Origin of the sequence: Streptomyces daqingensis (assembly GCF_014645895.1) — a bacterium.
Lineage (GTDB): Bacteria > Actinomycetota > Actinomycetes > Streptomycetales > Streptomycetaceae > Streptomyces > Streptomyces daqingensis.
Genome location: NZ_BMMP01000010.1, coordinates 88,725 through 100,672, shown reverse-complemented (window position 1 = coordinate 100,672; position 11,948 = coordinate 88,725). Strand labels below are relative to the sequence as shown.

General features: G+C 69.6%; 8 protein-coding genes, 1 tRNA gene and 2 pseudogenes. 10 read left to right on the top strand and 1 reads right to left on the bottom strand.

The genetic code is table 11. The annotated features are described in order from the left end of the window. Positions 1-23 precede the first annotated feature (23 nt). The 7 genes from IEY56_RS16275 (at position 24) to IEY56_RS16245 (ending at position 7,254) form a co-directional block, all read left to right on the top strand. Positions 24-476 (top strand): PaaI family thioesterase, encoded by a 453-nt coding sequence (locus IEY56_RS16275; RefSeq protein ID WP_189037920.1) that lies wholly within the window; start codon positions 24-26, stop codon positions 474-476. Between the two features lie 100 nt (positions 477-576). After that, on the top strand, positions 577-1,239 hold the full coding sequence (locus IEY56_RS16270) for a hypothetical protein (protein ID WP_189037919.1): 663 nt from the start codon (positions 577-579) through the stop codon (positions 1,237-1,239). 288 nt (positions 1,240-1,527) lie between these two features. After that, positions 1,528-2,769, top strand: coding sequence for a branched-chain amino acid ABC transporter substrate-binding protein (locus tag IEY56_RS16265; RefSeq protein WP_189037918.1), 1,242 nt, complete (start codon positions 1,528-1,530; stop codon positions 2,767-2,769). A gap of 102 nt (positions 2,770-2,871) precedes the next feature. Then, the gene (locus IEY56_RS16260) at positions 2,872-3,801 is read left to right on the top strand and encodes a branched-chain amino acid ABC transporter permease (RefSeq protein ID WP_189037917.1); all 930 of its coding nucleotides are present in this window, start codon (positions 2,872-2,874) and stop codon (positions 3,799-3,801) included. A gap of 5 nt (positions 3,802-3,806) precedes the next feature. After that, positions 3,807-5,639, top strand: a complete 1,833-nt coding sequence (locus IEY56_RS16255; RefSeq protein WP_229711941.1) for a branched-chain amino acid ABC transporter permease — start codon at positions 3,807-3,809, stop codon at positions 5,637-5,639. A 5-nt stretch (positions 5,640-5,644) separates the two neighbouring features. Then, the gene (locus IEY56_RS16250) at positions 5,645-6,541 is read left to right on the top strand and encodes an ABC transporter ATP-binding protein (RefSeq protein WP_189037915.1); all 897 of its coding nucleotides are present in this window, start codon (positions 5,645-5,647) and stop codon (positions 6,539-6,541) included. Continuing rightward, positions 6,538-7,254 carry an ABC transporter ATP-binding protein gene (locus tag IEY56_RS16245; protein ID WP_189038055.1) on the top strand — a complete coding sequence of 239 codons (717 nt, stop codon included), beginning with the start codon at positions 6,538-6,540 and terminating at the stop codon, positions 7,252-7,254. The genes IEY56_RS16250 and IEY56_RS16245 overlap by 4 nt, the downstream gene beginning before the upstream one ends. A 96-nt stretch (positions 7,255-7,350) precedes the next feature. Here the strand turns inward: IEY56_RS16245 and IEY56_RS16240 are convergent, their stop codons facing one another. Beyond that, the gene (locus tag IEY56_RS16240) at positions 7,351-7,950 is read right to left on the bottom strand and encodes an ANTAR domain-containing response regulator (RefSeq protein ID WP_189038054.1); all 600 of its coding nucleotides are present in this window, start codon (positions 7,948-7,950) and stop codon (positions 7,351-7,353) included. A 177-nt stretch (positions 7,951-8,127) separates the two neighbouring features. On the opposite strand from IEY56_RS16240, the gene IEY56_RS16235 reads away from it, so the two are divergent. From IEY56_RS16235 to pepN, 3 genes and pseudogenes are all read left to right on the top strand, one after another. Then, positions 8,128-8,200: transfer RNA gene (locus IEY56_RS16235), tRNA-Leu, on the top strand. A 109-nt stretch (positions 8,201-8,309) separates the two neighbouring features. Continuing rightward, positions 8,310-9,079 (top strand): annotated as a pseudogene (locus tag IEY56_RS16230) (transcriptional regulator). Between the two features lie 57 nt (positions 9,080-9,136). Beyond that, positions 9,137-11,698, top strand: a pseudogene (gene pepN / locus IEY56_RS16225) (aminopeptidase N). Positions 11,699-11,948 lie beyond the last annotated feature (250 nt).

Sequence of the window (11,948 nt, the reverse complement as noted above, 5' to 3'; positions counted from 1 at the left end):
AAGCGTGATCGGAGCCGCGGCCCATGGGCGAGCAGACCACGACCAAGTTCCCGCAGAAGATCCTCGACGAGTGGTCCGGCCTCGGCCTGGACCTGCCGAGCCTCTTCTCCGCGGGGCACCTCGGCGAGCGTATGGGCCTGCAGATCATCGAAGCGGCCCCGGAGAGGGTGACCGGCGTCCTGCCCGTCGAGGGCAACACCCAGCCCTACGGGTTGCTGCACGGCGGCGCGTCGGCGGTGCTCGCCGAGACCCTGGGCTCCGTCGGCGCCATGCTGCACGGCGGACCCACCAAGCAGGCCGTCGGCGTGGACCTCAACTGCACCCACCACCGCGGCGTGCGCTCCGGCCTGGTCACCGGAACGGCCACCCCCGTGCACCAGGGGCGCTCCACCGCCACGTACGAGACCGTCGTGACCGACGAGGAGGGCAGGCGCGTCTGCTCGGCCCGGCTGACCTGCCTGCTGCGGGAGCTCTGAACGCCCGGCCCCGACCCGGCGGGGCCCGGACCACCACGGCGTATGGTCCCGGCGGAAGGCGCTCTGGCCGCACGGCCGGAGCGCCGCTAGTTTGCCGGGCATGGGGGCGGCACGACACCGGGACGAGGCCGAACCGGACGTACTGGCGTCCGGCAGGGAGGGGCCCGGCGTCCGCGAGCGGTGGGACGCCCTCCCCGCCCTCCTGCGCCGCGGCGTCCTCGGCTCCGCCGCCCTGGCCCTGCTGGCAGCGGGCGGCTACGCGGTGGCCGGGCAGCCGGGCCCGCCTGCCACGCCCCACGCCGCGCCCTCCGCGAGCAGCGAGCCGCAGGACACCGGCGCCTCCCTGCACCCGCCGCACCCGCAGCACCCCGCCCAGGCCGCCCGCATCACCTTCCGGGGAATCGAACTGGGCGACCGCCGACGGCGCACGTTCACCATCGGACTCCACGCCGCGGCGACCTCGCCGCTGCGGCTGACCCGCGTCAGACAGAACTACGAGGGACTCCGCGTAGGCCTCGCCTCGCCCGGTCCGGTCTCGGTCCGCCCCGGCGGTGCGAAGCACGTCGAGGTCACGGCGAAAATCACCAGCTGTGACCGGCTCCCCCTTCGCGCCCGGTCACCGTTCCTCGACGTGACACTGAGTAACGAGATGGGGCCCTTCGAGCTGAGCGTCATCCCCGGTGAGCGCTACACCCGGGCGCTCACGCACGCATTCCGGACACTGTGCGGACCGTCGGTGGCCGATTCCCCTGAGAACCCCTGACTCATCTGCTGCTTAGCACCGGCGAAACGTGTCCGCTGCACGACCGACACAGACGGGATCTTCCGGGAGAGGCCACCACGGACACAGCACGGTCGGGCATCAATAACAAGAACGTCACACCTTGCCCTGCCCCTCTGCCCCCCGCGATCCGTCGGCCATAGAGTCACCGCCAGTCACCGCGCCGCCGGGCGCGAACTTTGCGAGCCCTGAACCGCCGTTCCGTACAGGGTGCCCGGCGCGCGACACGGCCCTTCATCTCCGAAGGCCCGCCAGGGGAAAGGACTGATCGTGCGCCACCGTTCCTTGCTCATACTCACCACCGCGGTCGCGGCTGGATCCCTCACGCTGACGGCGTGCGGTTCCCGCGGGGACAACAGCGGAGGCGGCAGCAGTGGAGACACCAAGACCCTGACCATCGGTCTCGACGCCCCGCTCACCGGTGACCTGTCCGCGCTCGGCCAGGGCATCAAGAACTCCGCAGACCTCGCCGTCAAGACCGCCAACAAGAAGAAGACCGTCGAGGGCGTCACCTTCAAGCTGGAGGCGCTCGACGACGCCGGGCAGCCCGCCTCCGGCCAGACGAACGCCACCAAGTTCGTCGCCGACCAGAAGGTCGTCGGAGCCGTCGGCCCGCTGAACTCCAACGTCGGCCAGTCCATGCAGAAGGTCTTCGACAAGGCCGGCATGGTCGAGGTCTCGCCCGCCAACACGGCGCCCGAACTCACCCAGGGCACCGCCTGGCGCTCCGGCAAGAAGGAACGCCCCTTCAAGACGTACTTCCGCACCTCCACCACGGACGCCATCCAGGGCCCGTACGCGGCGCAGTACATGTACAACGAGAAGAAGCTCAAGAAGGTCTACGTCATCGACGACAAGAAGACCTACGGCAAGGGCCTCGCCGCGACCTTCCGCGACGAGTTCGAGAAGCTGGGCGGCAAGGTGGTCGGCACCGACCACGTCGACCCGAAGGAGAAGGACTTCAACGCGGTGGCCAACAAGGTCGCCAAGGCCAAGCCCGACTTCGTCTACTACGGCGGCGAGTACCCGGCCGGAGCACCCCTCGCCGACCAGGCCAAGAAGGCCGGCCTCAAGGGCCCCGTCGTCGGCGGCGACGCCCTCTTCAGCGCCGAGTACGTGAAGCTGGCGAAGAAGAACTCCGAAGGCGACATCGCCTCCTCCGTGGGTGCGCCGCTGGAGAGCCTCGACAGCGCCAAGACCTTCATGAAGGCCTACAAGGCCGCCGGCTACAAGCTGCCCTACGAGGCGTACGGCGGCTACGCCTATGACGCCACCTGGGCCATCATCCAGGCCGTCAAGGCCGTCGCCGAGAAGAACGACGGCAAGCTGCCCGGGGACATGAACGAGACCCGCGAGCAGGTGGCCGAAGCCATGCAGGACGTCAAGTTCGACGGCGTCAGCGGTGCCGTCGGCTTCGACGAGTACGGCGACACCACCAACAAGCAGCTCTCGCTGTACGAGGTCAAGGACGGCAAGCACACGCCCGTCAAGACCGGCACGTTCAAAGACTGAACCGGGTAAACCCGCCCTGTTCCTTCCGCCCATCACGCCGAGCGGGGGCGCACACAGCGCCCCCGCTCGGTCTGCATCCAGACACCACACGGAGGCCCCGCGGTGAACGACCTGCCGCAGCAACTGGCCAGTGGACTCATCCTCGGCGCGATGTACGGCCTCATCGCGATCGGCTACACGATGGTCTACGGCATAGTTCAGCTCATCAACTTCGCCCACGGCGAGATCGTCATGTTCGGGGCCTTCGGCGGCCTCACCGCATGGCTGATGCTCCCCAAGGGCACATCACTCATGCTCGCCCTGCCGCTGATGCTCGTGCTCGCCGTCGGCGTCTCCGTGCTCGTGGGCATCGGAGCGGAACGCTTCGCCTACCGGCCCCTGCGCAACGCACCGCGGCTCGCACCGCTCATCACGGCCATCGGCCTCTCCATCATGCTGCAGCAGCTGATCTGGAGCTTCTACCCGGACGCCAAGAAGGCCCGCACCTTCCCGCAGTTCAGCGGCGAGAGCGTCCACCTCCTGGGCGCCAACGTCCAGCGCGGGGAGCTCTTCCTCCTCATCGCCGCACCCGTCTGCATGATCGCCCTCGGCTTCTTCGTCGCCAAGACCCGCACCGGCCGCGCCATGCAGGCCACCTCGCAGGACCCCGACACCGCCAAGCTGATGGGCATCAACACCGACCGCATCATCGTCACCGCGTTCGCCATCGGCGCCGCGTTCGGCGGTGTCGCGGCAGTCGCCTACGGCCTCAAGTACGGCCAGATCGACTTCAAGATCGGCTTCATCCTCGGCCTCAAGGCATTCACCGCGGCCGTCCTCGGCGGCATCGGCAACATCTACGGCGCCATGGTCGGCGGACTCGTCCTCGGACTCGCCGAATCACTCGCCACTGCGTACATCGAACTCATCCCCGGCATGGAACTCTTCGGCGGCGGCGCCTGGAAGAACGTATGGGCATTCGTCCTGCTGATCCTGGTACTGCTCGTACGACCCCAGGGCCTGCTCGGCGAACGCATCGCGGACAGGGCGTGATAGCGATGGCAACGACCAACTCCCACGTGGACACCACCAAACCCGCCGCACCGGCAGGACCCCTCGACGCCACCGGCGCGCCCGGCACCCTCCCGCTGCCGCACAAGACCGCCCGGCTCCTCACGCTCGCAGGCGCCGTCACCACCTTCGCGAGCACCATGCTCGCCTGGACCTGGACCGCCGAGTTCCCGGGCGACCTCACCTACTACGGCTCACCCGTAGACCTCCAGACGCTCACCCTCGTCGGCTCGGTGCTGACCATCGCCCTGCTGCTCTCCGGCAGCGGCGTACGCGGGCTCCGCTGGCTCACCCCCGGCGGCAAGACCGCCCCCGTCGTCCTCGCCTCACTCGGCACGCTCGGCGTCGCATGGTTCAGCGCCGGAGCCATCGCCGTCGTCCTCGGCGGACTGGTCAACTTCGAAGCCGGCATGTGGGTCGCCGTCGCCGGCAGCCTCCTCACCGTCGTCGGCGCACTCGGCCTCAAGGCCGACGAACCCTTCGACCCCGCCGACCCCACACTGCGGGACCCCGGCGCCTGGCGGCGGTTCCGCCACTCCCTCAAGGCCCCCGCGCCCTCACCCGGCAAGGCACTCCCCGGCTGGGCCGAACTGCTCGTCATCGCCGTCACCTTCGGCCTCGGGCTGTACGTCTTCACGTACGGCATCGACACCCCCTACGGCGAGCTGTTCATCGGCTTCCTCATCCTCGTCGGATTCGGCGCCGGCGCCCTCGGCAGGGCCGGACTCAACCAGCGGCTGGGCCAGCTCACCGCCAAGCACCGCAACGTCACCTTCACCGCGGCGTTCGTGGCAGCGGCCTGCTTCCCCTTCACGCAGAGCAGCGACCAGTACACCTCCGTCGCCGCCAACATCCTCATCTTCGCCACCGTGGCCCTCGGCCTGAACGTCGTCGTCGGCCTCGCCGGGCTCCTCGACCTCGGCTACGTCGCCTTCCTCGGCGTCGGCGCCTACGCCGCGGCGCTCGTCTCCGGCTCCGAGACCTCCGTGCTCGGCGTCCACTTCCCCTTCTGGGCGGCCGTCCTCACCGGAGCAGGCGCGTCACTCGTCTTCGGCGTCGTCATCGGCGCCCCGACGCTGCGCCTCCACGGTGACTACCTCGCCATCGTCACCCTCGGCTTCGGCGAGATCTTCCGCATCGGCATGGAGAACCTCGACGGCTCCTCCGGGCCGTCCGTCACCAACGGCGCCAACGGCATCGCCAACATCCCCGACCTGGTGATCTTCGGATTCAACCTCGGCGAGGACCACACCGTCGCGGGATTCGAACTCGGCCCGTTCGCCAACTACTACCTGCTGATGCTCCTGTTCACGATCATCATCGTGACGATCTTCCGCCGGGCCGACCGCTCCCGCATCGGACGCGCCTGGGTCGCCGTCCGGGAGGACGAGACCGCGGCACGCGCCATGGGCATCAACGGCTTCCGCGTGAAGCTCATCGCCTTCGCCCTCGGCGCCACGCTCGCCGGCATGGCGGGCACCGTGCAGGCCCACGTCACCTCGTCCGTGACACCCGAGCAGTACCAGTTCGTCGAAGTCGTACCGCCCAACTCGGCCTTCCTGCTCGCCGCGGTCATCCTCGGCGGCATGGGCACCGTGTCCGGGCCGCTCATCGGCGCCTCGCTGCTCTACCTCATCCCGGCCAAGCTGCAGTTCATCGGCGAATACCAGCTGCTGCTGTTCGGCCTCGCGCTGGTCCTGCTCATGCGCTTCCGCCCCGAGGGCCTCCTCGCGGACCGCCGCAAGAAGCTCGAATTCAAGGAAACCGGCCAGCTCGACGTACCCACCGGCGGCCCCGGCCTCAGCAAGACGGAGGCATGACACAGATGATCACCAAGACAGCCACCAGCGCCGCGCCGTACGGCAAGTCAGGACCGGAGCCCGTACTGCGCGCCTCCGGGGTCACCAAACGCTTCGGCGGCCTCACCGCGGTGCGCGACGTCGACCTCACCGTCGACAGCGGCGAGATCGTCGGCCTCATCGGCCCCAACGGCGCGGGCAAGACCACCTTCTTCAACTGCCTCACCGGGCTCTACATACCCACCGAGGGCGAAGTCGCCTACAAGGGCAAGGTGCTCCCGCACCGCTCCCACCTGGTGACCCAGGCAGGAATCGCCCGCACCTTCCAGAACATCAGGCTCTTCGCCAACATGACGGTCCTCGAGAACGTCCTCGTCGGCCGCCACACCCGCACCAAGGAAGGCCTCTTCTCCGCGCTGCTGCGCGGACCCGGCTTCCGCAAAGCGGAGCGCGACTCCGAGCAGCGCGCCATGGAACTCCTCGAGTTCACCGGACTCGCGAACAAACGCGACCACCTGGCACGCAACCTCCCCTACGGCGAGCAGCGCAAGCTGGAGATCGCACGCGCGCTCGCCAGCGAACCCGGCCTGCTGCTGCTCGACGAACCCACCGCCGGCATGACCGCCGGAGAGACCAGCGCCACCCGCGAACTCGTCCTCGCCGTACGGGAGAAGGGCACCGCGGTCCTCGTCATCGAGCACGACATGCGCTTCATCTTCAACCTCTGCGACCGGGTCGCCGTACTCGTCCAGGGCCAGAAGCTCGTCGAAGGCTCACCCGAGCTGGTACAGGCAGACGAACGCGTCGTCGCCGCATATCTCGGCACCCCCTTCGAAGGGGAACCCGGCGAAGCCGAAGCCGCGGAAGTACGCGAAGCCGAGACACGCGGCGGCGACGAGATCCACAAGGGAGGGCGGGCCTGATGCCACTGCTCGAAGTCGAAGACCTCCGCGTCGCCTACGGCAAGATCGAAGCCGTCAAGGGCATCTCCTTCACCGTCGAAGCCGGTCAGGTCGTGACCCTCATCGGCACCAACGGCGCGGGCAAGACCACCACTCTGCGCACCCTCTCCGGGCTGCTCAAGCCGCTCGCCGGGAAGATCACCTTCGACGGCGAGGTGATCAACGACATCGGCGCGCACAAGATCGTCGCCAAGGGGATCGCGCACTCCCCCGAGGGCCGGCGCATCTTCCCCCGCCTCACCATCACCGAGAACCTCCAGCTCGGCGCGTTCCTCCGCAAGGACGCCGCGGGCATCCAGGAGGACATCGAGCGGGCGTACACCCTCTTCCCCATCCTCGGAGAACGCCGCAGCCAGGCCGCCGGCACCCTCTCCGGCGGTGAACAGCAGATGCTCGCCATGGGGCGGGCGCTGATGTCGCGACCCAAGCTCCTCATGCTGGACGAGCCCTCCATGGGCCTCTCCCCGATCATGATGCAGAAGATCATGGAGACCATCACGGAGCTCAAGTCGCAGGGCACGACGATCCTGCTCGTCGAGCAGAACGCGCAGGCCGCCCTCTCCCTCGCCGACCACGGTCACGTCATGGAGATCGGCACCATCGCCCTCTCGGGCACCGGCCAGGAACTCATGCACGACGAGTCCGTGCGCAAGGCCTACCTCGGCGAGGACTGACACCCCCGCCACCCCGCCCGGGCACCTCCGGGCACCGCACACGCGAGCGGGCCCGCCCTGGACACCAGGGCAGGCCCGCTCGCGCAGTTGCCGCCGCTACCCGTTCTGCTGCTTCCGCTCCTCCGCGTCCGCGATGACGGCCTCGGCGACCTGCCGCATCGACAGCCGCCTGTCCATCGACGTCTTCTGTATCCAGCGGAACGCGGCAGGCTCCGTCAGCCCGTACTGCGTCTGCAGCACGCTCTTCGCCCGGTCCACGAGCTTCCGCGTCTCCAGCCGCTGCGAGAGGTCCGCGACCTCCTCCTCCAGCGCCCGCAGCTGCGTGAACCGCGACACCGCCATCTCGATGGCCGGCACCACGTCGCTCTTGCTGAACGGCTTCACGAGATACGCCATCGCACCCGCGTCCCGGGCCCGCTCCACCAGCTCCCGCTGCGAGAACGCCGTCAGCATCAGCACCGGCGCGATGCTCTCCTCCGCCACCTTCTCCGCGGCGGAGATGCCGTCCAGGACGGGCATCTTCACGTCGAAGATGCACAGGTCCGGACGGTGCTCACGCGTGAGGTCGACCGCGGTCTGCCCGTCCCCGGCCTCACCGACGACGGTGTAGCCCTCCTCCTCCAGCATCTCCTTGAGATCCATGCGGATCAGGGCCTCGTCCTCGGCGATGACCACGCGCGTGGTGGACGGGGGCACGTGGGCGCTGTCGGCGCCGGTGCCCGGCTCTGGGCCGGAGTTGTCGGAATTGTTGGGCTCGGGGACGTCCGCGGTGCTCACTGGGCTCCTCGTTTCCACAGCTGGGGAGGTTCGAGAGTACCGGGGTCCTGTATGGTGGTCGCACAGCAGGTGGGCCTCAACCTTCGATTGCTGTTTGCCCCGGTAGCCCAACGGCAGAGGCGATGGATTCAAAACCCATACAGTGTCGGTTCGAATCCGACCCGGGGCACTCACCTTGGATTCTAAAAGCGCAACGAGAATCGACGATCTTCGCTCACACGAAGTAGCGAGCCCCCCTTTTCCTGCACGTCGAACAGGCATGTACAAGGCTCGCGCGCATGTACGACGTCTCTGTTCGCAGAAGTGCCCTTGCCATGCTGGGCCAGGGACGCAGCCTCAATTCGGTGAGCAAGCAGACGGGAATCTCCCGCTGGGCTCTCCGGTCGTGGCAGAACCGCCTCCTGCCCCTCCGCCCCGAGCGCGCGGAATGCACGCGGTGCGCCGTTCCCCCGGAAGCGCCCGCGGACGCCCCCGCCTACGCCTACCTCCTCGGCCTCTATCTCGGTGACGGCTGCGTCAGCCGCCTGGCCCGTACGTACACGCTGCGCATCGCCTGCGCGGACGCCTGGCCAGGGCTCATCGAGGAGTGCTCTCGGGCGGTCAAGGCAGTACGCCGCACCACGGCGTCTTCCACGTCCAGGCTCAGGGCTGCGTGATGGTCACCGCCTACAACTCCCACTGGCCCTGCCTCTTCCCCCAGCACGGACCGGGGAAGAAACACGAGAGGCGGATCGAACTGCAGCCGTGGCAGCGGCAGATCGTGGCCGAGCACCCCTGGCGGTTCGTTCGTGGTCTCGTCCACTCTGACGGTTCACGAATCACCAACTGGACGACGCGTGTGGTCCGCGGCAGAAGAAAGCGCTACGAGTATCCGCGGTATTTCTTCACCAACAAGTCCGGAGACATCGTGCGCTTTTACTGCGAGACGCTGGACGCGGTCGGCGTCGCGTGGCGGTCGACCAGAAGTGCCCGCAATGCCTACAGCGTTTCCGTCGCCCGCCGCGCCTCCGTCGCGCTCATGGACGAGCACGTCGGCCCCAAGTACTGAGCGGCAGCGGCGGATTACCCCGGTGCGGCCCCGGCAGGCGTGCGGCAGCATGGCCGCATGTCCGTACTGACGCGCGCCGAGGCGCGGAAGCGAGCCCTGACCGTCGACGTCGAGCGTTATCTCGTCGACCTCGATCTGACGTGTGGCGACGAGGTGTTCGGCTCGACGACGACCGTGAAGTTCTCCGTCCGCGAAGGCGCCGCGGAGGGCACCGGAGGAGCCGGGACGTTCGCCGAGCTGCGTCCGGAGACGCTGCTGCGGGCGGAGCTCGACGGTCAGGCGCTGGACCTCGCTGCGGACTTCGGCGACGGCCGGCTGCGGCTGCGGGGTCTCGCGGAGGGGCCGCACGAGCTGCGCGTCGTGGCGCGGATGCCGTATTCGCGGGTCGGCGAGGGCATGCACCGGTTCACGGACCCGGCGGACGGGCGGGTGTATCTGTACTCGATGTGCTTCCTCGCGAACGCCCCGCAGGTGTTCGCGTGCTTCGACCAGCCGGACCTGAAGGCGGTCTTCGAGGTGTCCGTCACGGCGCCGGACGAGTGGACGGTGCTGGGCAACGGGGTGGCGCGCAGGACGGGGGCCGGGCGGTGGGAGTGCGCCGCGACGCCGCCGCTGAGCACGTATCTGATGGCGGTGGCCGCCGGCCCCTACCACTCGGTGCGCACCGAGCACGCGGGGCTGCCGTTCGGGCTGCATGTCCGCCGGTCCCTCGGTGAGTTCCTGGACGCGGACGCGGAGGAGCTGCTGGAGGTCACCCGGCGGTGCTTCGACCGGTACCACGAGGTCTTCGACGAGCCGTATCCGTTCGACTCCTACGACCAGGCGTTCGTGCCGGAGTTCAACGCCGGTGCGATGGAGAATCCGGGTCTGGTGACGCTGCGGGACTAGTACGTCTTCCGCTCGGCGGTGACCGGGCCGGAGCGTAGCTCGCGCGGGGTGACGGTCGCTCACGAGATGGCGCACATGTGGTTCGGGGACCTGGTGACGCTGCGCTGGTGGGACGACATCTGGCTGAACGAGTCGTTCGCGGACTACTTGGGGTACCGGGTGCTCGACGAGGCGACGGGCTTCTCGGGCGTGTGGACGGATTTCGCGGTGGCGCGCAAGGGCTGGGGCTACGACGCGGATCAGCGTCCGTCGACACATCCTGTCGCTCCCGATCCGGGTTCGGTGCCGGACACCGCGTCGGCGCTGGTGAACTTCGACGGCATCTCGTACGCGAAGGGCGCTTCCGCGTTGCGGCAGCTGGCCGCGTGGCTGGGCGACCGGGATTTCCTCGCGGGGGTCAACAGGCATCTGTCGTCGCACCGTTTCGGCAACGCGACGCTGGCGGACTTCCTCGATTCGCTGGCCGGGGCGTCGGACCGCGATGTGCGGGGATGGGCGGACCGCTGGCTGCGTACGACGGGGGTGGACACGCTGTCGCCGCGGGTGGCGGAGGACGACGGCCGGTGGTCGCTGGCGCTGCGGCACGACGGGGGCCGTCCTCACCGGGTCGGGGTGGGGCTGTACGACGTGGCGCCGGGCGATGCGGGGCGGTTGGTGCCGCGGGAGCGGCTGGAGCGTGAAGTGGCGGCGGACGAGGCGGAGTCGGCGGTGGCGGAGGGGACTGGACCGCGTCCCGCTCTGGTGCTGACGAACGACGGGGATCTGACATACGCGAAGGTGCGGCTGGACGAGGGGTCGTGGCAGGCGGCTCTGGGGGGTCTGTCGGGTCTGCCCGGCGGGTTGTCGCGTGCGGTGGTGTGGAGCGCGGCGCGGGACATGGTGCGCGACGGGGAGCTGGCTCCGGGGGAGTTCCTCGGGGCTGTGGGTGCGCACTGCCCGGGGGAGCGGGAAGTGGTGGTGCTGGAGTTCGCGCGCGGGCAGGTCGCCGACCGTTTCGTCTCCGGCGCGGAGCGGCCGGGGGTGCTGGCGACGCTGTCGGAGGTGTGCCGGGGTGTGCTCGCGGCCGTCGGCGGGGAGGCGCCGGGGGCCGCGCCGGATTCGGGTGAGCCGGGTGGGGGCGGTGCGGGGCTGCGGCTGGCGGCGGCGCGTCTGCTGGTCGACTGTGCGTCCGACGCCGGGGAGTTGGGCGGCTGGTGGTCGGCGGGTTCGCTGCCGGGCGGGCAGGTGCTGGACGCGGAGCTGCGGTGGCGTGTGCTGCTGCGGTTGTCGGTGCTGGGCGCCGTGGGGCACGCGGAGATCGGTGCGGCGCTGGAGGCCGATCCGGGGGCGAAGGGCCAGGAGGGGGCGGCTCGTTGCCGGGCGGCGCTGCCGGACGCCGCGGCGAAGGAGGCGGCGTGGGCTTCGATGTTCGGTTCGGACGACTTGTCGAACTACATGTGGCGTGCCACTGCGGAGGGGTTCTGGCAGCCGGAGCAGCTGGGGCTGCTGGAGGGGTACGTGGAGCGTTACTTCTCCGACGCGGTGGGGGTGGCGGCTCGTCGCGGAGGGCCCGGGGCGCAGATGGTCGGCCGGTTCGGTTTCCCGGGCGTGTTCGTCGAGCAGCGGGTGGTGCGGCTCGGCGAGGAGTGCCTGGAGGGGGACGGCGTGGTGCCGTCCCTGCGGCGGGCCATGGCGGATCAGCTGGACGATCTGCGGCGGGCGTTGCTGGTCCGGAGCAGGCACGCCGGGTGAGCGGCACCGGGGGTGCAGGCCACGAGGGATGAGCGTTGCCGGGCCGGGCACGGTCCGGCAACGGCAGGGGGACGTCAGGGCGTGCCGGGCTGCTCGGCGGGAGGGGGCGCGAGCGGCGGCCGGTCACCCCTTCGGGGGAATGGGGCTCGTATCGAGATCAACGGGGGCCGCACGCACGTAGGTTAGGCGCACCTCACCACTTCTCCCCGGTCCGGCGGGCGCCTTGTCGCGCCCGCGGGTCCGCGGAGCC